Source organism: Vibrio sp. 10N.261.54.E10, from assembly GCF_002877735.2.
GTDB lineage: Bacteria > Pseudomonadota > Gammaproteobacteria > Enterobacterales > Vibrionaceae > Vibrio > Vibrio crassostreae_C.
Window position 1 is genome coordinate 341,557 of record NZ_MCXE02000001.1, and the last position, 22,333, is coordinate 363,889.

21 protein-coding genes are annotated in these 22,333 nt (G+C 45.5%); all 21 read left to right on the top strand.

Features of this window, described 5'->3' with window-relative positions:
• Positions 1-53: 53 nt before the first annotated feature.
• Positions 54-488, top strand: a complete 435-nt coding sequence (gene ndk / locus BCU07_RS01425) for a nucleoside-diphosphate kinase (protein ID WP_016797173.1) — start codon at positions 54-56, stop codon at positions 486-488.
• A gap of 441 nt (positions 489-929) precedes the next feature.
• Positions 930-2,072 carry a bifunctional tRNA (adenosine(37)-C2)-methyltransferase TrmG/ribosomal RNA large subunit methyltransferase RlmN gene (locus BCU07_RS01430; RefSeq protein ID WP_019822113.1) on the top strand — a complete coding sequence of 381 codons (1,143 nt, stop codon included), beginning with the start codon at positions 930-932 and terminating at the stop codon, positions 2,070-2,072.
• Positions 2,073-2,512: 440 nt separating this feature from the next.
• Positions 2,513-3,469, top strand: a complete 957-nt coding sequence (gene rodZ / locus BCU07_RS01435) for a cytoskeleton protein RodZ (RefSeq protein ID WP_102333718.1) — start codon at positions 2,513-2,515, stop codon at positions 3,467-3,469.
• Positions 3,470-3,476: 7 nt separating this feature from the next.
• Complete coding sequence (gene ispG / locus BCU07_RS01440; RefSeq protein ID WP_009848294.1) at positions 3,477-4,598, top strand: flavodoxin-dependent (E)-4-hydroxy-3-methylbut-2-enyl-diphosphate synthase; 1,122 nt, start codon at positions 3,477-3,479, stop codon at positions 4,596-4,598.
• Between the two features lie 70 nt (positions 4,599-4,668).
• A complete protein-coding gene (gene hisS / locus BCU07_RS01445) occupies positions 4,669-5,937 on the top strand; it encodes a histidine--tRNA ligase (protein ID WP_017062514.1) in 1,269 nt (422 codons plus the stop codon).
• A 79-nt stretch (positions 5,938-6,016) separates the two neighbouring features.
• Entirely contained in the window at positions 6,017-6,631 is a 615-nt protein-coding gene (locus BCU07_RS01450; protein ID WP_017062513.1) for a YfgM family protein, read from the top strand.
• A 10-nt stretch (positions 6,632-6,641) separates the two neighbouring features.
• Entirely contained in the window at positions 6,642-7,802 is a 1,161-nt protein-coding gene (gene bamB / locus BCU07_RS01455) for an outer membrane protein assembly factor BamB (RefSeq protein WP_102428299.1), read from the top strand.
• 158 nt (positions 7,803-7,960) lie between these two features.
• A complete protein-coding gene (gene der / locus BCU07_RS01460) occupies positions 7,961-9,442 on the top strand; it encodes a ribosome biogenesis GTPase Der (protein WP_017062511.1) in 1,482 nt (493 codons plus the stop codon).
• Between the two features lie 131 nt (positions 9,443-9,573).
• Positions 9,574-10,476, top strand: a complete 903-nt coding sequence (locus BCU07_RS01465; protein ID WP_102428298.1) for a metal-dependent hydrolase — start codon at positions 9,574-9,576, stop codon at positions 10,474-10,476.
• Between the two features lie 289 nt (positions 10,477-10,765).
• Positions 10,766-11,770 (top strand): sensor domain-containing diguanylate cyclase, encoded by a 1,005-nt coding sequence (locus BCU07_RS01470; RefSeq protein ID WP_065584656.1) that lies wholly within the window; start codon positions 10,766-10,768, stop codon positions 11,768-11,770.
• A gap of 40 nt (positions 11,771-11,810) precedes the next feature.
• Complete coding sequence (locus BCU07_RS01475) at positions 11,811-12,038, top strand: zinc ribbon domain-containing protein (RefSeq protein WP_010440564.1); 228 nt, start codon at positions 11,811-11,813, stop codon at positions 12,036-12,038.
• Between the two features lie 295 nt (positions 12,039-12,333).
• The gene (gene urtA, locus BCU07_RS01480) at positions 12,334-13,620 is read left to right on the top strand and encodes an urea ABC transporter substrate-binding protein (protein ID WP_065584655.1); all 1,287 of its coding nucleotides are present in this window, start codon (positions 12,334-12,336) and stop codon (positions 13,618-13,620) included.
• A 235-nt stretch (positions 13,621-13,855) separates the two neighbouring features.
• Complete coding sequence (gene urtB, locus BCU07_RS01485; RefSeq protein ID WP_017065607.1) at positions 13,856-15,484, top strand: urea ABC transporter permease subunit UrtB; 1,629 nt, start codon at positions 13,856-13,858, stop codon at positions 15,482-15,484.
• Positions 15,485-15,494: 10 nt separating this feature from the next.
• Positions 15,495-16,667: an urea ABC transporter permease subunit UrtC gene (gene urtC, locus BCU07_RS01490; RefSeq protein WP_102428297.1), complete on the top strand. Its 1,173-nt coding sequence runs from the start codon at positions 15,495-15,497 to the stop codon at positions 16,665-16,667.
• Positions 16,664-17,506, top strand: a complete 843-nt coding sequence (gene urtD, locus BCU07_RS01495) for an urea ABC transporter ATP-binding protein UrtD (protein WP_017056203.1) — start codon at positions 16,664-16,666, stop codon at positions 17,504-17,506. The genes urtC and urtD overlap by 4 nt, the downstream gene beginning before the upstream one ends.
• 1 nt (position 17,507) lies before the next feature.
• Positions 17,508-18,203: an urea ABC transporter ATP-binding subunit UrtE gene (gene urtE / locus BCU07_RS01500; protein WP_017062505.1), complete on the top strand. Its 696-nt coding sequence runs from the start codon at positions 17,508-17,510 to the stop codon at positions 18,201-18,203.
• The gene (locus tag BCU07_RS01505) at positions 18,200-19,147 is read left to right on the top strand and encodes an urease accessory protein UreD (RefSeq protein ID WP_102428296.1); all 948 of its coding nucleotides are present in this window, start codon (positions 18,200-18,202) and stop codon (positions 19,145-19,147) included. The genes urtE and BCU07_RS01505 overlap by 4 nt, the downstream gene beginning before the upstream one ends.
• A 133-nt stretch (positions 19,148-19,280) precedes the next feature.
• Positions 19,281-19,583, top strand: a complete 303-nt coding sequence (gene ureA / locus BCU07_RS01510) for an urease subunit gamma (RefSeq protein WP_102428295.1) — start codon at positions 19,281-19,283, stop codon at positions 19,581-19,583.
• An 11-nt stretch (positions 19,584-19,594) separates the two neighbouring features.
• Positions 19,595-19,930: an urease subunit beta gene (locus BCU07_RS01515; RefSeq protein WP_017062503.1), complete on the top strand. Its 336-nt coding sequence runs from the start codon at positions 19,595-19,597 to the stop codon at positions 19,928-19,930.
• Between the two features lie 39 nt (positions 19,931-19,969).
• The gene (ureC, locus tag BCU07_RS01520; protein WP_017084416.1) at positions 19,970-21,673 is read left to right on the top strand and encodes an urease subunit alpha; all 1,704 of its coding nucleotides are present in this window, start codon (positions 19,970-19,972) and stop codon (positions 21,671-21,673) included.
• A 77-nt stretch (positions 21,674-21,750) separates the two neighbouring features.
• Positions 21,751-22,203, top strand: a complete 453-nt coding sequence (ureE, locus tag BCU07_RS01525) for an urease accessory protein UreE (RefSeq protein ID WP_017062501.1) — start codon at positions 21,751-21,753, stop codon at positions 22,201-22,203.
• The last annotated feature ends 130 nt before the right edge of the window (positions 22,204-22,333 follow it).

Consider the following 22,333-nt stretch of genomic DNA (forward strand, 5'->3'; position numbering starts at 1 on the left):
GATCTCAGTAATTTCAGTATTTAATAACAAAAAAATGAAGTGAAGGAATCCCTATGGCTCTAGAAAGAACGTTCTCAATTGTTAAGCCGGATGCAGTTAAGCGTAACCTTGTTGGTGAAATCTACCACCGTATCGAAAAAGCAGGCCTAGAAATTATTGCTGCTAAAATGGTTCGTCTTACTGAAGAGCAAGCGAGTGGCTTCTACGCTGAACATGAAGGCAAAGAGTTCTTCCCAGCTCTTAAAGAGTTTATGACTTCTGGTCCTATCATGGTTCAAGTGCTTGAAGGCGAAAACGCTATCGCTCGTTACCGTGAACTTATGGGTAAAACAAACCCAGAAGAAGCGGCATGCGGTACTATCCGTGCTGACTACGCAATCAGCATGCGTTACAACTCAGTTCACGGCAGCGACAGCCCTGAGTCTGCAGCTCGCGAAATCGAATTCTTCTTCCCAGAATCTGAAATTTGCCCACGCCCAGCTCAATAATCGGCACTGCAAATTATTCTAAAGGCTTCACTTCGGTGAGGCCTTTTTTGTAAGTGGATTTTACGCTCTCGATAATCAATTTAGTCGTCATTCTCGAAAGCGACGAAGGAGCGTAATCGGGAATCTGTTTTTGTTATTGGAGATTCCAGATACTTCGTTCCTCAGTTCTGGAATGACGGGGAACTTTGGAGCAACCATCTCGTGGTAAATATTATCGAGCAATTGGTGATTATTTACGTCATTCCCGAAAGCGACGAAGGGGTGTAATCGGGAATCTTTGTTTAAATTGGCTAATATCAGGCCGATAAACACAATTGTTCAAATTTTAATCGCTTAAGTTTGAATGTCTTAATAAACACAGGGTTTTACAATGCTTGTTGAAGTTGCGTAAAGCCTGTACAATTCGCGCCCTTAATTATTGTTCCGTCATTGAGAGGCATCATGACCACAGCTAAAGTCAATCTACTCGATTTTGATCGTAAAGGTCTTCGTAAATTTTTCACAGAAGAACTGAATGAGAAAGCGTTTCGAGCAGAGCAAGTGATGAAGTGGATTTATCACTTCGGTGTCGATGACTTCGAACAAATGAATAACATCAACAAAAAGTTACGTGAGAAACTTCAACGTCGCTGTGAGATTGTTGCACCTGTTGTTTCTGAAGCTCAACACTCTTCAGATGGCACAATTAAATGGGCGATGAGCGTTGGCGACCAAGACGTTGAAACGGTATACATCCCAGATGGTGACCGTGCGACGCTATGTGTATCTTCACAGGTTGGTTGTGCACTTGAATGTAAGTTCTGTTCTACAGCTCAACAAGGCTTCAACCGTAACCTAAAAGTTTCAGAGATTGTTGGCCAAATCTGGCGTGCATCTCGCGAAATCGGCCTAGAAAAAGAAACCGGTCGTCGTCCAATTACTAACGTTGTAATGATGGGTATGGGCGAGCCTCTATTGAACATGAAGAACCTAATGCCATCATTAGAAATCATGCTTGATGATCTAGGTTTCGCACTGTCTAAGCGTCGTGTAACCGTATCAACTTCTGGTGTTGTTTCTGGCCTTGACCAAATGACAGACAACATCGATGTCGCATTGGCTATTTCTCTACATGCGCCAAACGATGCACTACGTAGCCAAATCATGCCGATCAACGACCGTTGGGATATCCAAGACTTCCTAGCATCTGTTCGTCGTTACATTGCATCTTCAAATGCTAACCGCGGTAAAGTAACGGTTGAGTACGTGTTATTGGATCATGTGAATGATGATATGGACCACGCACGTGAACTTGCTGAGCTAATGAAAGAGACGCCTTGTAAGATCAACTTGATTCCATTCAACCCTTACCCGGGGTCGCCTTATAAGAAGCCAAGCAACTCTCGTATTGATCGCTTCCAAAAAACGCTGATGGAATACAACTACACAGTAACCGTTCGTAAGACTCGTGGTGATGATATTGATGCCGCGTGTGGTCAGTTAGTCGGTGATGTGATTGATAGAACCAAACGTACCAAAATGATCAAAGCAGCCTCTGAAGCGAACTTGATTGCCGGTGGTGTGATTGAAGTAAAAGCGGTATAAAACGCGATTAGAACCTAAACAAGCCAGAAGTCCTACTTCTGGCTTGTTGCTTTTCTGGGGTACAGTTTTTGATTTTTTGGACTTCTTGCCCACGCTTTCTTACATTTTTCGTCAAATTTTGGACAAAACCATGAGCTGACGGTAAATTTTGTTTAAAGTGTTTTTGCCTTGTAATGGCATTAGCTTATGATTAACTAATCTTAAATTAATTTAAGTGCTCGCTTGCTACTGATCATCAATATGTCTATTTAGGTTGGCTACTTGATAAACTAGCTTCCTGAGAAGGTCATCCATAACAAATGAATGATGTTCGCCTTTAAGGGTTGATGATTTAGATAGCAGGAAAAATTCCACATAACGTGGGTTGTTAGATTGAGCTTAAACGACAATAAGAAAACGCTCTCCTCAACCTGCGATAATACTTTAGAAGTTCACTCTCTATGAACACAGAACAAGATACACAAACGCAAGAAACCGTAGCTCCAGCTTTGGAAGCGGGAACGCTGCTTAAGAACAAACGAGAATCTCTTGGTTTAACGCAAAAGCAGATTTCTGATCGCTTGAAACTTCGCGTTACGCTGATCCAACAAATTGAAGAAAACCAATTCGAGTCAGATCAAGTGGCGACGTTTATGCGTGGCTATATTCGTTCATACGCGAAATACGTCAATCTTGACGAAAAAGTCGTATTGAGTGCGCTGCATCATGCCGGTGATGCTCAGCATCAAGAGCAAGAAATGTTGAGCTTTTCTCGTAAGACCAAAACCGAGAAGCACAACAGCCGTATTATGATCCTGACTTGGAGTATTTTTGCGGTCATTGCGGGTATCTCCTCACTTTGGTGGTGGCAGAACCAACAACAAGACACCCTATCTCAATCTTTAGCGAATACTGAAAGCTCAGAAGAGCTAGCGGTAGAAGAATCACTTGCCCCTGAATTCACCTCTTTAGAAGTGATTGAAGCTGAACAAAACGAAGCGGGTGCTTCTGTTGTTGAAGGTACTGAAGGCCTTGCTGCAATAAGCGATGCGGAAGATACTTCAGGTGCTGTTACTCCAGCTGACGAAACTCCTGCACAACAAGCAACAGAGACAGAGCCAACTGCTGAAGCTGCTGCGAATGTAGAAACGGTTGAAGCTAGCACGGCTCCTGAAGCTGTGGCTAACGAGCTAGTCATGCAGTTCTCTGCTGATTGTTGGATCCAAGTGAAAGATGCTTCGGGCAAAACATTATCTACTGGCATTAAAAAAGCAGGCCAGACATTAAATCTTTCTGGAACTGCACCATATAAAGTGATTCTGGGTGCGCCTGAAGGCGTATCGATGACATTTGCAAGTGAACCTGTCGACCTTTCTGGGTATACTTCAGGCAAAGTAGCTAGAATAACCTTACCTTAGAGTTAATATGCAACACGAATCTCCTATTATTCGTCGCAAATCAACCCGTATTTATGTGGGTGATGTGCCGATCGGTGATGGTGCACCAATTGCTGTGCAATCCATGACCAACACAAGAACAACAGATGTAGCCGCGACCGTTGCTCAAATTAGAGCTCTGGAAAAAGTTGGCGCTGATATCGTTCGCGTATCTGTACCGACTATGGATGCAGCTGAAGCCTTTAAGCTAATCAAGCAGCAGGTCTCTGTTCCTTTGGTTGCTGATATTCACTTCGACTACCGTATCGCACTTAAAGTGGCGGAATACGGCGTTGACTGTCTGCGTATCAACCCAGGTAACATCGGTAACGAAAGCCGTATCCGCTCAGTTGTTGATTGTGCACGTGATATGAATATTCCGATTCGTATTGGTGTTAACGGCGGTTCTCTTGAGAAAGAGATCCAAGAGAAATACACAGAACCTACAGCAGAAGCGCTTGTTGAATCAGCAATGCGTCACGTAGATATCCTAGACCGTCTGAACTTTGATCAATTCAAAGTCAGCGTTAAGGCTTCTGATGTATTCCTTGCTGTCGGTTCTTACCGTTTGCTGGCTAAGCAGATTGATCAACCTCTCCACCTTGGTATTACCGAAGCGGGTGGTGCGCGTGCAGGCTCTGTGAAGTCAGCGGTAGGTTTAGGAATGCTTCTTTCTGAAGGTATCGGCGATACGCTGCGTATATCGCTAGCGGCTGATCCGGTTGAAGAGATCAAAGTTGGCTTTGATATTCTTAAATCTTTGCGCATTCGTTCGCGTGGCATCAACTTCATTGCGTGTCCGAGCTGTTCTCGTCAAGAGTTCGATGTTATTAACACCGTTAATGCCCTTGAAGAGCGCCTAGAAGACGTGATCACTCCAATGGACGTATCTATCATCGGTTGTGTGGTTAACGGCCCTGGTGAAGCTGAAGTGTCTCACTTAGGTTTAGCTGGTAGTGCACGTAAGAGTGCCTTCTACGAAGATGGTAAGCGTCAGAAAGAGCGCTTCGACAACGATGACCTTGTCGACAAACTTGAAGCTAAGATTCGTGCAAAAGCGTCAGTGCTTGATAAAGCAAATCGCATTGATGTAGAAAACTTAGAAGATTAATACAACGCGATGGGGTGTGATTGTCTATTCGCACTAACACCTGGTCGTGAGAAATTACGGAATAAATACTGTGGCTAAAAATATTCAAGCAATTCGAGGCATGAACGACTGCCTTCCAACTCAATCACCACTGTGGCAGAAAGTAGAAAGCGCAGTTAAAAACGTGGTGAGTGCATACGGTTACAACGAAGTACGTATGCCTATCGTTGAAGAAACAAACCTATTTAGCCGTGCAGTTGGTGAAGAGACAGACGTTGTTTCTAAAGAGATGTACACCTTTGACGACCGCAATGGCGATAGCCTAACGCTGCGTCCAGAAGGCACAGCAGGTTGTGTTCGTTCATGTATTCAAAACAGCCTTATCAACCGTGATGAACAGCGCCTATGGTACATGGGCCCTATGTTCCGTCACGAGCGTCCTCAAAAAGGTCGTTACCGTCAATTCCACCAATGTGGTGTTGAAGTGTTTGGCCTAGACGGTCCAGACGTTGACGCAGAACTTATCATGATGACAGCACGTCTATGGCGTGAGCTAGGCATCGACAAGCACGTTCGCCTAGAGCTGAACTCAATCGGTTCTCAAGAAGATCGCGTTAGCTACCGCACTGCGTTAGTGGCTTTCCTTGAGCAACACATTGATGTGCTTGACGAAGACTGCAAACGTCGCATGCACACTAACCCTCTACGTGTACTTGATACTAAGAACCCTGATGTTCAAGCTATCTTAGGTGACGCACCTCGACTATCTGAATATCTAGGTGAAGAATCGAAGCAACATTTTGCTGGTTTGTGTGAACTTCTTGACGCTGTTGGTATCGAATACCAAGTTAATGAGCGTCTAGTACGTGGCCTAGATTACTACAACCGCACTGTATTTGAGTGGATCACAGACAGCCTTGGTGCTCAAGGTACAGTATGTGGCGGCGGTCGTTACGATGGTCTTGTTGAGCAACTAGGCGGCAAAGCAACCAATGCAGTTGGCTTCGCAATGGGTCTAGAGCGTCTGGTTCTGATGATGGAAACGCTAGAGCTAACAGAAGTTCGTCGTAGCGTTGATGTATACGTAGTTGCTGCTGGCGAAGGTACTATGATCGCGGGCATGCAGTTAGCGAATCAATTACGCGACACCGTTGAAGGCGTGCGTGTAATGAACCACTTCGGTGGTGGTAACTTCAAGAAGCAATTCAAACGTGCTGACAAAGTAGGTGCTGTTGTGGCGCTGGTACTTGGTGAGAACGAAGTTGCTGACAATACAGTTGTGCTAAAAGATCTGGTTGGCGGCGAGCAAGAAACCGTGTCTCAAACGGAAGTTGCAGAGAAAGTTGCTGCGCTAATCTAATTAGCCATTGAGCAAACGCTCATAATGAATACTAACGTCAGCACTATGCTGGCGTTTAAAGAATTAAAGAGGACAGGAAGTGGAACTTTACGATAGCGAAGAGCAACAAGTTGAAGCCATTAAAGATTGGTGGAAAGAGAACGGTAAAGCCGTAATCTTTGGTGCGGTTATTGGTTTAGGTGGTCTATTTGGCTGGCGCTATTACCAAGATTCAGTAGTTGAAGCGCGTGAAGCAGCTTCAGAAAGCTACACCTCTGTAATTTCAGCTCTTGATGTTAAGGGTGTTGATGCTCAATCTGATATTCAAGCTTTCATCGACGCAAACAAAGATGCTGAGTACTCAGTACTTGCTGCTATGCAACTAGCAAAAGTACAAGTACAAGCAGGCGATCTAGCGGCGGCACTTGAACAGCTCGAGTGGGCAAAATCGGCAACTAAGGACGCGGCACTTGCGCCACTACTTACTTACCGTGTTGCACGTATTAAAGCTGAGCAAGGTGAATTTGACGCAGCACTGACTGATCTTGCTGCTATGACAGACGAATCTTGGAAAGGCCGTGTTGCTGAACTGCGTGGTGATATCTCACTTCGTAAAGGCGACACAGACGCAGCATACAGTGCTTACACAGAAGCACAGCAAGCTGTTGACGCTAGCCAAACGCTTCAAATCAAACTTGACGACCTAGCTAAATAAGGCGCTTTGAATGAAGAAGATGTTTCCAAAAGCGGCGTTGTGTGCGATTGCTCTTGGCCTACTAGCTGGCTGTGCGGGTGAAGAAGACACCGTAATCATGGCTCCAGTACCAACGGTAAACAGCGAGTTCACTCCTAGTCAGGAATGGTCTACGTCGGTTGGTGATGGTGTTGGTCACTACTTTTCAAAACTAACGCCAGAATTGGCTTACGACAAAGTGTTTGTTGCAAGCCGTGAAGGTATGGTTAAAGCGCTTGATCCTGATACAGGTAAAGCGCTGTGGAAAGTCGATCTTGAGAAAGACGTATTGGCTCGTTTATCGAGTGGCTTAACGGCGGCTTACGGTAAAGTTTTTGTTGGTTCTGAAAATGGCGAAGTGATCGCACTGGAAGAATCGACCGGTGAAGAGCTGTGGCGTGTATCAGTCAATGGCGAGGTGCTTGCATCCCCAGCAACTGATAGCAACATGGTCATTGTTCATACCAGTCGCGGTATGTTGATCGCGTTAGATCAAGCAAGCGGTGAACAAAAATGGACCATCAGTACGGAAGTACCAAGCCTAACACTGCGTGGCGATAGCTCGCCTGTTGCAGTTTCTGGTGGTGTATTCTGGGGTACAGCAAATGGTCGTCTAGCTGCGGCTATCGTTGATCGTGGTCAGCTTATTTGGCAACAGCCAGTAGGCACACCAAAAGGTGCAACGGAAATTGATCGTTTGGTTGATGTTGATGCATCTCCAATTGTTCTTGGTGGCACCCTGTATACCGTAGGTATCAATGGTCAGCTGATTGCTATCGACCTTCGTTCTGGTAAGCCAATTTGGAAACGTAACTACTCATCAGCGATTGATTTAGCAAGTGATGGTAGCCGTTTGTTCGTTGTTACCGACAAAGACCATGTGGTTGCGGTTGATGCGCGTAGTGGTACTGAACTGTGGAGCACTCCATTGTTAGAAAACCGCTTACTGACAGCACCTGCTATTATTAATGGTTATGTAGTCGTGGGTGATACTGAAGGTTATCTGCACTGGTTGGATCGTTCATCGGGTGAGTTTGTTGCTCAACAGCTTGTCGATGATAGCGGCTTTGCGGTTGCACCAATTGAACTGCCTGAAGGCTACTTAGTGACGACTCGCAATGGCGATGTAAAGAAACTAACGATTAGCCAATAAAAGCGTGATATAATTCACAGTCGGCTCCTGGTTGGTAACAGCCAGGAGCCGTTTTGTTGTTAAAAATTAATAAACCGTGTGGTTATAGGTAAGAGTTTAAACTTGCGAACAAGTGCTTACCTATAACTACATTTAGAGAAGAAATTGTAGAGGTTGTTATGGTACCTGTTGTTGCTCTAGTAGGGCGTCCGAACGTAGGTAAATCTACGTTATTTAACCGATTGACTCGAACTCGTGATGCATTGGTTGCGGATTTCCCTGGCTTAACGCGTGACCGTAAATACGGTCATGCTCATTTTAGCGAGCATGACTTTATTGTTATTGACACTGGCGGTATCGACGGTACTGAAGAAGGTGTTGAAACTAAAATGGCTGAACAGTCGCTAGCGGCGATTGATGAAGCTGATGTCGTTCTATTTATGGTAGATGGCCGTGCGGGTCTAACACCTTCAGACGTGGCGATTGCTAAGCACCTACGTCAACTAGAAAAGCCTTCAATGCTAGTAGTAAACAAGGTTGATGGTATCGACCCTGATGCTGCAAGTGCTGACTTCTGGCAACTAGGTGTAGAAGACATGTACCAAATCGCTGCGGCGCATGGTCGTGGTGTTACTGCACTTATTGACCTTGCTCTTAACCCATTCGCAGAAGCGCTAAAAGCTGAGAATGGCGAAGTAAGCGACTTAACTGAGTTTGAAGACGAAGAAGAAGAGCAGGTTGAATTTACAGAAGAAGAAGCTGAAGCAGAATTCAAGCGTCTTCAAGATCAACCGATCAAACTAGCGATCATTGGCCGTCCTAACGTAGGTAAATCAACGCTAACGAACCGTATTCTTGGTGAAGAGCGTGTGGTTGTTTACGATATGCCAGGTACGACTCGTGACTCTATCTACATCCCAATGCAGCGTGACGAGCGTGAATACGTTCTAATCGATACTGCGGGTGTTCGTCGTCGTAAAAACATCAACGAAACGGTAGAGAAGTTCTCAGTGGTTAAAACACTGAAAGCGATTGAAGATGCTAACGTTGTATTGCTGCTTATCGATGCTCGCGAAAACATCTCTGATCAAGATCTAAGCTTGCTAGGCTTTGCGTTGAACGCTGGTCGTTCAATTGTTATTGCCGTAAACAAGTGGGATGGCCTAGATAACGACGTTAAAGAACGCGTTAAGAAAGAGCTAGACCGTCGCTTAGGCTTCGTTGATTTCGCACGTATTCACTTTATCTCTGCACTTCACGGTACAGGTGTTGGTCACTTGTTTGAGTCTGTACAAGAAGCTTACAAATCAGCGACTACTCGTGTTGGTACTTCTGTGCTAACTCGTATCATGAAGATGGCGACTGATGATCACCAACCGCCTATGGTTCGTGGCCGTCGTGTGAAACTGAAATACGCGCACGCTGGTGGCTACAACCCACCGATTATCGTTATCCACGGCAACCAAGTTCGTAACTTGCCAGATTCATACAAACGATTCTTGATGAACTACTACCGTCGTTCACTAGAAATTATGGGTACACCTATTCGCATTCAATTCCAGAACAGCGAGAACCCATTTGAAGCTAAGACAAACAAGCTGACAATTTCTCAAGAACGTAAACGTAAGCGTATGATGAGCATGGTTAAAGGTCGTAAGTAAACCTTTCCAATAGATTTGATACCCGAGCCTGTCTCGGGTATTTTTTTAAGCAAAATTCACGTTAAGCCATAACAATACGTTTTTATCATCATGGCTCAACGAATCAGACTAGATTCCAGAAGAAGAACGATATGACTACTAGCGATTTGATTACACCTGTGTCAGCAATCACACCAACCATCACTCAATTTTGTCATCAGGCTTGGCAGCTCAATGCTAAAGCGCAGTACGTTGAAAGCGACGACAGCAAAACTTACCTGATTGCCGACGTAACACCTTTCCACCCAGTGAGTCATATTTGGCCCGATCACCCTGCAGACCAAGGCTTTGTGAATGTTGGTGAAGTGCAATTTCCCGTTGAAGACTGCCTTGTTGGTGCTATAGAACAATCTACTGGCAAGCTTCATATCGCAGCAGATATCCCTGTTAAGCGTGATACGGAAGGGTGGGCGTTTGTTGTTGTCCACCAGCTACCTACATCTGCTTCTATGATTAAGGTCAACGACGAAGTCGTGTTGTCGGTTGATAAAGAGTACCAAGCCAGTTTGAGCCGTGGTCACAGTGCTGGCCACATCGCTTTCCTAGCCTTGAATAAAGTATTGGCTGAGAGCTACTGGCGTAAAGATGCGGACAGAAAAGATCCGCTTGGCAGTTACGACTTCAATAGTTATGCACAAGTGACGAGCTTTGTGACTCCAGAGCTGTGTACCGATAAGTATCGCTTAGGCAAAACCCTGAAGAAGCGCGGTTTGAACGTTGCAGACATGCTAGCAAATCTTGATGACATCGAAGCTGATATCAACCAAATGCTTGCGGGCTGGCTTGCAGAGCCGACGCCAGTTGCGATGAGACTAGAAGGCGAGGCGTTAACAGACTCTCGTTACTGGGAGTGGCAGCTTGACGCAGATACTCAGGTCACTATTCCTTGTGGTGGCACACACATTGGAAATACCTCAGAACTTGGTGCGCTGTCCGTTAAGCTGACCCAGCTAGATGGCCAAAACATTGAAATGCTGACGCATGTAATTCGATGATTTAGACTACAGATCGAAATGGCTTGTGCTGTTTATTTTATTTTTACATGTCACTTTTGATATAAATGACTATTTGAAATTGAAATGCAGCATATGTAACTTATGCTTTCGGTGTGTGGTGATATAAATATTCTTTTTGGGGTAGATCGCTGATCAAAATAGATAAAGCGAAAGATCAACCTATGATCTTCGATTGTGTGTCGTACTAATTTAGTGTGTTATTATTAACCAATAACAAGCTTGCATAAGAACAAGTTGTACCCGATTACACAATTGAAAGCCTTAGTGAATGGAACAACAATTTTTATTAGAAGGTCATCGAGCCGTCAATAGCTTGCTACGGAAGCTTGCGCTTGGGATGGATCGCAAAGATTTAAATCACAAGATTATTCAGCTTACCGAGCAGCTTTTTGGGCAGCGCATGGCTTCAATTCTACTGCTCAACTCAGAGTCTAAAACGTTACACCTTGAATATGCCCCAAACCTGCCTGATTTTTACAATCAACAGATTGAAGGGGTAGGAATTGGTGCGGGGATAGGCTCTTGTGGCGAGGCAGCTGCGCTTAAGAAAGCTGTTATGGTCTCTGATATTAATACTCACTCAAATTGGGCGCCTTTCTTAACCTTGACCAATCAAGCCAACTTACACGCTTGTTGGTCGGTGCCCATCATCTCTTCGCATGGCCACGTGCTAGGTACATTTGCGATTTACAGCCGATGCATTTCAGAACCTCATGAATTTGAACTCGAGATCTTGGAGCTGCTTGCTTCTTTGTATTCAGTAGCGCTAGAGAAATACGAGCTAGAGAATCAACTCAACTTTTTTGCCAGTCATGATTCGCTGACGCATTGCTTGAACCGCCGAGCATTGTTAAGTGAAGCTAAGAAGGTTTTAGTTAAACGATGTTTTGCGGACAAAGTGATGGCCTGCCTGTTTGTTGATGTTGATAAATTCAAGTCAATCAACGATACGTATGGCCATAGCTTTGGCGATGATGTTCTGTTAGCCGTTGCAAAAGTTCTCGATGAAGCGACTACGGCATGTGCCAAGGTAGGTCGTTACGGCGGTGACGAGTTTGTAGTGTTTTCTTGCTTTGATACCGAACAAAAAGTGTCAGACTTTTATCACAGCTTAGAAAAAGCGTTGGATAAAGCTCTCTATATTAATGGCGTTCAGTTTTCAGTCAGTGTTGGGATTGCTTGTGAAAAGTCGCCTAAAGGGCTCGATCAGTTGATTGCGTCAGCTGACAAAAGCATGTATCAAATCAAGCAAGCCAAGGCGAAGAAAGAGTAGATTGCTTATTAGTACTGAAAGTAAAAAGTTAGGATTTCCTATGAGTGAAAATATCTGCCCTAAATGCCAGTCAGAACTTAGCTGGGATGGTAAATACCACTGTGAAAGCTGCCAAGATCACTTTACAAAAGTGGGCTTTTGTCCTGAGTGCAGCAGCCAATTAGAGAAGCTTCAAGCTTGTGGGGCTGCGAGCTATTTCTGCAATGGTGATTGTAACGAGCTTAAATCTAAGTCGAGAGTGAAATTCGAGTTTCAACAAGCCGAATAGTCTTACCTCTCAATGGCAAGACGATAATCTGAGGTGTTTTTTGTAGGTCTAGTATGAAAATATTGGGCCTTTTTTGTATTTAGCGAATATGCGTGTGTCATCTTGGTTCAATCTTATCGTCACTGCACCAGCATGAAACATAGTAACCTTGTCGCTATGCACTGCATTGGTGTTAACTTAGTTAAAGTACTATTAAATACAAAGGCTTAAAACTTTGTTGGTTATGTTTTAAGTTTGGCACTCTTCTTGTAACTCTGTAATTGAATAACAAAAATACAATTATGGAGTAACAATCATGAACAAGGTGTTCAATTTATCGCTAGCTGCACTGTGTACAACACTTTCATTTTCTTCTGCAACAGTGCTTGCGGCTGACGATACCATTAAAGTCGGCGTTCTACATTCATTGTCAGGCACTATGGCGATCAGTGAAACAACGCTAAAAGATACCGTTCTTATGCTCATCGACGAGCAAAACAAAAAAGGTGGCTTACTTGGTAAGAAGCTTGAGCCTGTAGTTGTTGACCCTGCGTCAAACTGGCCGTTGTTTGCTGAGAAAGCACGTGAGCTTATCGAGAAAGAAAAAGTGGATGTGGTATTTGGTGGTTGGACATCGGTATCACGTAAATCCATGCTGCCAGTTTTTGAAGAGCTAAACAGCATCCTTTTCTACCCAGTACAGTATGAAGGCGAAGAGTCCTCTAAAAACGTTTTCTACACCGGTGCTGCGCCAAACCAACAAGCGATTCCTGCCGTTGATTACTTAATGGATGAACTTGAAGTGGAACGTTGGGTGCTTGCAGGTACCGATTACGTTTATCCACGTACCACCAATAAGATCTTAGAGGCCTACCTAAAAAGTAAAGGTGTCGCAGAAGAAGACATCATGATCAACTACACACCGTTTGGTCATTCTGATTGGCAATCTATTGTTTCAGATATCAAGAAGTTTGGTGAAGCTGGTAAGAAAACCGCCGTTGTATCTACTGTGAATGGCGATGCAAACGTACCTTTCTATAAAGAGCTTGGTGCTCAAGGTGTTTCATCTGAAGACATTCCAGTGATTGCATTCTCGGTTGGCGAAGAAGAGCTATCGGGCATGGATACTGAACCTCTAGTGGGTCACTTAGCGGCATGGAACTATTTCATGAGCGTCGATACCGAAGTCAATGAAGAGTTCGTTGAAACATGGCAGTCATTCATTAAGAGTGACAAACGTGTAACGAATGACCCGATGGAAGCACACTATATTGGTTTCAATATGTGGGCTCAAGCTGTGACTAATGCGGGCACAACCGATCCTGAATCTGTGCAAGATGCCTTGATTGGCGTGTCTGTACCTAACCTTTCTGGCGGCTACTCTACCATGCTGCCAAACCACCACATTACTAAACCAGTCCTGATCGGTGAAATTCAAGATGATGGCCAGTTTGACATCGTTTGGGAAACCACAGGCCTTGTTGCAGGTGATGCTTGGTCTAACTACTTACCTGAATCAGCAAAACTATTCTCTAGTTGGTCTAAGCCATTCTCATGTGGTGCGTTCAACGTTGAAACTAAAAAGTGTTCTGGTGGTAACTAGAGTTATTCGCTCTTAGCTGATAACTAGTTACTGGTTATCAGCTTTCGTTACTGGGTGTTAGCTATTACCGGTAACTACTAGCTATGAATATTGAGCCTTCTCTTTAGGGAAGAGTGCTTCTGCATGGAGGCGCAACGAAAGAGAAGGCTCAAATTAGTTTCAAGTCACAACAACTATCCAAACATCCACCAAGTAAAAAATAACAATATCTAACTTGTTGGTTAAGGAAGCAGGGATGAAGAACGTATTAAACGTATTTAAGGCGCTGTTGCTCATGGCTATCAGTGCTCAGTTGGCTTTTGCTGGAATAACGGATGAAGCTAGCTTTACCAAGGCGCTAGTTGGTAAAAAAACATCGGATAAAGAGCTAGCCATCGATTGGATCATTGAGACACAAACGGAAGACGTGTCGAAGGCTATTTTATATGGATGGTTAAACGGCAATCTCTATTACTTCAATGATAAAAAAAACGAACATTATAAACAGCTCTATCTCATTCAAAACACCAAAACAGCCACTTCAGCTCAGTCTGTATGGGATGAATCAACTCTCAATATCGACAATGCTAAGCTGTTTAAAAAGGTGCGCGTAAACAACAAACTTCGCGGGATCTTACGGGGTGAAATTGCCTCTATTGGATTAAATAGCAGTAACCCAGATGTGCGTTATCAAGCGGTTCTCGATCTACTGGGAACTAAGGATGCCACTATCATCGATCGTTTATCCGAACTTAGAGAAAATGAGACCGATGGTAAAGTCGCTGAACTAATGGATTTGTCATTAGCTATTTTTACCTCGCTTGATAACAGTGCAACAACTGAAGCTCGAGTAACATCGATTGAACGAGTGGGCGACTTTAAGCATTCAGTCGTTCTAAAAACACTGAACCAACTACTTAACGGTGAGCAAGAACCAAGCATTTTGGCTGCAACAGAGCGTGCGATGGACGATTATCAACAAAGCCAAGCTCTGTACTCAGGTGTTGAAACCGTATTCTTTGGCTTGAGTTTAGGCTCGGTATTGGTACTGGCAGGCATTGGCTTAGCGATTACCTTTGGTGTGATGGGCGTTATCAACATGGCTCATGGCGAGCTGATCATGATTGGCGCTTACACCACCTACGTATTGCAGTTGTTGATGCCGAATCATATTGGCCTAGCGCTGATACTTTCCATTCCAGCGGCATTCATTGTTTCTGGCTTAGTGGGCATTGCGATTGAGCGAAGTGTGATTCGTCATCTTTATGGTCGCCCATTGGAAACCTTACTCGCGACCTTTGGTATTAGCTTAATCTTGCAGCAGGCTGTTCGCTCGATTTTCTCTCCTTTGAACCGCTCAGTGAGCACGCCTGAATGGATGTCTGGCGCACTTCAATTGAACCCAATGTTGTCCCTGACTTACAACCGACTTTATATCATCCTGTTCTGTGGTTTGGTATTTATGGGCTTATTAATGGTTCTGAAAAAGACACCACTAGGTTTGCAGGTTCGTGCGGTTTCTCAAAACCGTGGCATGGCTCGTGCGATGGGTATTCGTTCAGAGCGAGTTGATGCGATGACCTTCGGTTTAGGCTCTGGCGTTGCGGGTGTTGCAGGCGTGGCACTGTCTCAACTGACCAACGTTGGCCCTAATATGGGACAGGCGTACATCATCGACTCATTCATGGTGGTGGTATTCGGCGGTGTTGGCAACCTATGGGGCACGCTAGTCGCAGGCTTAAGCCTTGGTCTGTTCAATAAAATTTTAGAACCATGGGCTGGTGCGGTTCTCGCCAAGATTCTGGTACTGGTTTTCATCATTCTATTTATTCAAAAACGCCCACGCGGACTCTTCCCGCAACGTGGTCGTGCGGCTGAAGGTTAAGGACAACATCATGCAGTCAAAATCATTTGTACTTTCGGCAATGCGTGGTGACAAAGGTGGCCAACTGACCATCCTTGCCATTCTAGCGGCCGTTATTCTTATCCCACTGGCTAACACCATGTTACCAAGTGGGCACCCGCTCCATGTAGAGACTTTTACTATCTCGCTGATGGGCAAATATCTGAGCTACGCAATGTTGGCGTTGGCGCTCGATCTGGTGTGGGGCTATCTCGGAATCTTGAGCCTTGGCCACGGTGCTTTCTTTGCGCTTGGTGGTTATGCGATGGGCATGTACTTGATGCGTCAGATTGGTGACCGTGGGGTTTATGGTGATCCAGTCTTACCAGATTTCATGGTGTTCCTTGATTGGTCTGCGTTGCCGTGGTTCTGGCAGGGCTTTGACCAGTTCTGGTTTGCTTGCCTGATGGTGGTGCTAGTGCCGGGCGCATTGGCTTACTTGTTCGGTTATTTAGCTTTCCGCTCTCGTGTGTCCGGGGTGTATCTTTCTATCATGACTCAGGCATTAACTTACGCATTGATGCTGGCATTTTTCCGCAACGAAATGGGCTTTGGTGGCAACAACGGACTGACGGATTTCAAAGACATCATCGGTCTGAGTTTGCAGAGTGATGCGGTCAAGATAGGTCTGTTTGTCGCGACTGGTATTGCGCTTATTCTCAGCTACATAGCTTGTCGCATGGTGGTGACCAGTCGATTAGGTCGTGTGGCATTAGCGATTCGTGATACGGAATCACGCACTCGCTTTATGGGCTATGACGTCGATGGCATCAAGCTGTGGGTCTTCGTTCTTTCTGCGGTTATCGCCGGTATTGCCGGGGCTTTATATGTCCCTCAAGTGGGTATTATCAATCCGGGAGAATTTGCTCCTCTTAACTCGATTGAGATTGTGGTTTGGGTAGCCTTAGGCGGTCGTGCCACTCTGTTTGGTGCCATTGTCGGTGCATTGATCATCAACTACGCCAAGAGTTGGTTTACGGTTGAGTTCCCGGAGGTGTGGCTGTTTGCTCTGGGTGGACTATTCGTACTCTCAACCATGTACTTCCCACAAGGTGTGATTGGCTTTGTCAGTGAAAAGTGGCAGCAGCTGCGCAAGGCATCAAATGGGAAAAACCAAGATAAATATAAGGATGATCAGCACAAGGCCAAGGAGGTGATCGCATGACCACATTTAATAGCGTAAAGGAATCGGTTCAGGCGTTCACTCGTCGAGACGAAGTCTTTGATTACCTCAAACCCGATATTCATCCTGCCATCGATACTCGACATAACGTGCTGTTGTATGTCGAAGGCGTCAACAAAAGCTTCGATGGTTTCCAAGCGATAAACGACCTCAACCTCTACATCAAAGAGGGAGAGCTACGCTGCATCATCGGCCCTAATGGTGCAGGTAAAACAACCATGATGGACATCATTACCGGGAAAACTAAGCCAGATACTGGCGAAGTGTGGTTAGGTTCGAACATCAATCTACTCAAGATGAACGAAGCTGAAATTGCTAACGCAGGCGTTGGGCGTAAGTTCCAAAAGCCGACCGTGATTGAATGTTTAACTGTGTGGCAGAACCTTGAATTAGCCATGGCAGGTGATCGCTCGGTGTGGGCAACTTTCACTGCCGTGATGTCTGGCGAGCAGAAAGACAAACTCACCTCGGTACTAGAGCTTATTCACCTTAAAGACGAAGCGGCGAATTTGGCAGGTAACCTGTCTCACGGTCAGAAACAGTGGTTAGAGATAGGCATGTTATTGATGCAAAACCCTAGGCTATTGCTGGTGGATGAACCCGTGGCAGGTATGACTCACCAAGAAATGGATCGCACCTCTGAGTTACTTAACTCACTGGCAGGTAAGCACTCGGTTGTGGTCGTTGAACACGATATGGATTTCGTTCGTTCTATCGCCAGCCATGTCACCGTGCTTCATCAAGGTCACGTGTTGGCAGAAGGCACCATGGATCAAGTGCAGGCTCACCCTGAAGTTAAACAAGTTTATCTCGGAGAATAGGATGTTAGAGGTTAAATCAGTTAATCAATATTACGGTGAGAGCCACACGCTGTGGGATTTGGATATGCAGATCCCAGAAGGTAAATGCACGGTGCTAATGGGGCGAAATGGTGTCGGTAAAACCACCTTACTGCAATGCATTATGGGGTTGGTGAAGGTTGAAAGCGGTGACATCTCCTTATCGGGTGAGTCACTTTTGAAAACCGATGCCGAGGACCGTCCACGCCAAGGGATCGGCTATGTACCGCAAGGTCGCCAGATCTTCCCAATGCTCACTGTTCAAGAAAATCTAGAGGTCGGTTTACCGATTCGTAAAAAGGGTGACCGCAAGATCCCTGAATTCATCTTCGATATTTTCCCAGTGTTAAAAGAGATGCTACATCGTCGCGGTGGTGATTTATCGGGTGGCCAGCAGCAACAGCTAGCGATTGGGCGTGCGCTGGTGGTTAATCCAAAGCTATTGATCTTGGATGAGCCGACGGAGGGTATTCAACCCAATATTGTGCAAGAGATTGGCGACATCATTCGCATGCTCAACGAGAAAATGGGGCTCACGGTTCTGTTGGTTGAACAGAAGCTGCCGTTTGCAAGAAAGGTCGGTGACCGTTTTTGCATTATCGACCGTGGACGCCAAGTGGCAGAAGGTGAAATGACAGGGCTCGATGAGTCCTTGATAAAGGAGTACCTAACCGTATGAATTCTCTCTTTTCTCCGAATGAAGTAAGCAAGGCTTCTTTAGTAGAAGCTTTATCTTTGAATGAGACCATCGAACAAGATATTCGTGATGGTTGGCAAGCGAGTTTAAACCTCACCTTTGTCGATCGAGGTGATAAAACCGTATTAAAGAATCGTCAGCAGTCTGGTCCGCTTGCGGTGCAACGCCCCCTGTATCCTGATGGGGAAACGTGTCACACCTACTTACTCCATCCCCCCGGCGGAGTGGTAGGTGGTGACACTCTCAATATTAACGTGAATCTTGAGCACGGTGCTCACGCGTTGATTACCACACCCGGTGCGACCAAGTTTTATCGCTCAAACAACAAGTACGCCAAGCAGAAGCAGACCCTACGAGTGAAGAAAGATGCACGCTTGGAATGGATGCCGCAAGAGAACATCTTTTTCCCGAATGCACACGTTCGTTTAGATACTGAAATTCGCCTAGAAAAGGGTGCACAGTTTTGGGGTTGGGAGATGCACTGTTTTGGACGCCCTGCACAGAATGAGGGATTCGAGCATGGTCATCTCGTTGGGAAAACAGAAATCTATCTTGATAATCAAAGGCTTCTGACTGAAGGCTTTAATTTTCATGGTGGCGATAAGTTAATGATAAATATGGGGTTACTTGATTATTCAATGATGGGAACCTTTTATATCACTTCAAATGAGAAGCAAGATTTAGAGTTGGTACAGAGCTTGCTCTTATCTATTACACAGCAAGCTTCACAGCAATCAGTTACATCAAAAACGTCGAGTGAACCCACATTAATATTGGGTGCTACTCAGATAGAAGGATTGATTGTGGTGCGAGCCTTGGGTAATTGGAGTGAAGATATCCTCCAAGCCTTTGGTCAGATTTGGCAAGCAACTCGCTCTCATTTATGTGGTACGACTCCTGATTTACCAAGGATTTGGGCGACTTAGCGATTAGCCCTTTTTGTACCTAGGGTGACTTCCGACCCTAGGTACATTTTTTCAAGCTTGCTGTGATTGAATCCCACTTACTGCTCATGCGTTTTTGAGCAATAAGAAAACAACACTAACAGCGGGCGGCTAAATGGAATTAACACCAAGAGAAAAAGATAAGCTACTTATCTTCTGCGCAGGAATGCTGGCACAGCAGCGCAAACAAAAAGGCTTAAAGCTCAACTACCCAGAATCTATCGCACTGATCAGCAGTGCCATTCTCGAAGGTGCCCGCGAGGGTAAAACCGTTTCAGAATTAATGGATCTTGGACGCACACTTCTTACTGTCGATGACGTTATGGAGGGGATCCCTTCCATGATCCCTGATGTACAAGTCGAAGCCACTTTTCCTGATGGCACCAAGCTGGTGACCGTTCATGAACCTATCGTGTAGGGAGAAGTAATATGGCTGGTTCCACAAAACAATACTCAGGATTCGTTCCCGGAAAAGTAGAAACCGCACCGGGTGACATCACTCTCAATGAAGGCCGAGACACAACGTCCGTTAAGGTGCAAAACATTGGCGATCGTCCTGTCCAAATTGGCTCTCATTACCACTTCTATGAAGCAAACCCTTCGCTGATCTTTAACCGAGAAGTCACTAAAGGCTTTCGACTCAATATTCCTGCGGGTACTGCAACCCGCTTTGAGCCGGGTCAGTCGCGTAGCGTCGAGTTAGTGCGTTACGCCGGTAAGTTAGAGATCTATGGCTTCCAAGGAAAGGTGATGGGCAAGCTCTAAGCGCTCCCACGGAATAATGAAAATAACAAAGGATTGAACATGGCGACGATATCCAGACAGGCTTATGCCGAAATGTTTGGGCCAACAGTCGGTGACCGAGTGCGTCTTGCTGACACTGATTTATGGCTAGAAGTTGAAAAAGATTACACCGTATACGGCGACGAAGTGAAATTCGGCGGCGGCAAAGTTATCCGTGATGGACAAGGGCAAAGCCAACGTCCAAGTGCCGAAACTCCAGATTTGGTGATCACTAACGCGATTGTGTTGGATTACTGGGGCATCGTAAAAGCCGATGTCGCAGTCAAAGATGGTCGAGTTCAGGCATTGGGCAAAGCGGGCAACCCAGATGTTCAACCGGGCGTTGATATTGTGATTGGCCCGGGCACGGAAATTTTAGCAGGCGAAGGTTCAATCTTGACTGCTGGTGGTATTGATTCACACATTCATTTTATTTGCCCACAACAGATTGAAGAAGCACTGGCGTCAGGTGTGACAACCATGATCGGCGGTGGCACTGGGCCAAACACAGGTACTAACGCGACCACATGCACACCGGGGCCTTGGAACATGCACCGCATGCTAGAGTCACTCGATCAATTCCCGATGAACTTTGGTTTGTTAGGCAAAGGCAATGCCAGTCAGCCAGAAGCACTACGTGAGCAAGTAGCGGCAGGCGCGGTGGGTTTGAAGTTACACGAAGACTGGGGAACCACTCCCGCTTCAATCGATACCTGTTTGAGTGTGGCTGACGAGATGGACGTACAAGTTGCGATTCATACCGACACTCTGAATGAATCTGGTTTTGTTGAATCGACACTTGGCGCAATCGGCGACCGCGTGATTCATACCTATCACACCGAAGGTGCGGGCGGTGGTCATGCTCCCGATATTATTCGTGCTGCAGGTGAGCCGAACGTTTTGCCTTCCTCAACCAATCCAACACGCCCTTACACCATCAATACCGTCGATGAGCACTTAGACATGTTGATGGTCTGTCATCACTTGTCACCATCGATTGCTGAAGATGTCGCGTTCGCAGAGTCACGTATCCGCCGTGAAACCATTGCCGCAGAAGACATTCTTCATGACTTAGGTGCCTTTTCGATGATCGCTTCGGACTCACAAGCAATGGGACGTGTAGGCGAGGTGATCACTCGAACTTGGCAAACTGCGCACAAGATGAAAGTTCAGCGCGGCAGCCTAAAAGAAGATTCAGACTACAGCGATAACTTCCGATTAAGACGCTATGTCGCTAAGTACACCATCAACCCAGCGATCACTCATGGTATGTCTCATGAAATCGGTTCTATCGAAGCAGGGAAATTAGCAGACTTAGTGTTGTGGAAGCCCGCTTTCTTTGGTGTGAAACCTAGTGTGATTTTGAAAGGCGGCATGATCGCCATGGCGCCGATGGGTGACCCAAATGCTTCAATCCCAACCCCTCAGCCAGTTCACTATCGCTCTATGTTTGGTAGCTATGGCAAGGCATGTCAGAACACATCAATGTTGTTTGTTTCCAAAGAAGCCAAGGCACAGAACATAGATAAACAATTAGGTCTACAGAGCCTGATTGGTGTTGTGAGTAACTGCCGAAACATCAGCAAAGCGGACATGAAGCTTAACGATTGGATGCCAAAGATCGAAGTCGACTCGCAGACGTATCAAGTGCGCGCTGATGGTGAATTGCTGACGTGTGAGCCAGCTGAAGAGTTGCCAATGGCACAGCGGTACTTCCTATTTTAAGAGCTAGGCTGAAGGCTCCTATTTTAGTGACCCTATTTTAAACGTTATAAATCTCACAAGGAGATTGAGGTAATAGCATGATTGAACTGACTCAACTGAATACTCAAATACAAAATGCACCGGACGGCTACTTAAGCCTGCCGATCGATAGCCGCATTAAGAGCCGTCTTAAGGTGATGCTCGATGACGGGCGCAATGCCGGACTGTTTCTACCACGAGGTCATATCTTGCGTGGTGGCGAACAACTCTCAAGTAAATGCGGTTTAGTCGTAGAAGTGAAAGCGGCACCAGAAACCGTTTCGACTGTTTACTGTGAAGACTTGCTCCTGTTAACGCGAGTGGCGTATCACCTTGGTAACCGTCATGTTCCGCTGCAAGTGGAAGCGGGTTGGGTTCGTTATCAACACGACCATGTTTTAGATGAAATGGTTGAAGGCTTAGGCGCGAAAGTGACCACTGAGAAACAACCGTTTGAACCAGAAGGCGGTGCTTATGGCGGTCGCTCTGGTGGACATCATCACCATCATTAATCGAGTCATTGATGACTCACTAAACGATTTATATAACAACGATATTAATAACAATAATACCAATCACAGTAAGTAAGTGATCAACAATAGCGCAGAAAAAAGGCTTGAGAACAAGGCATAATTTTTCGAT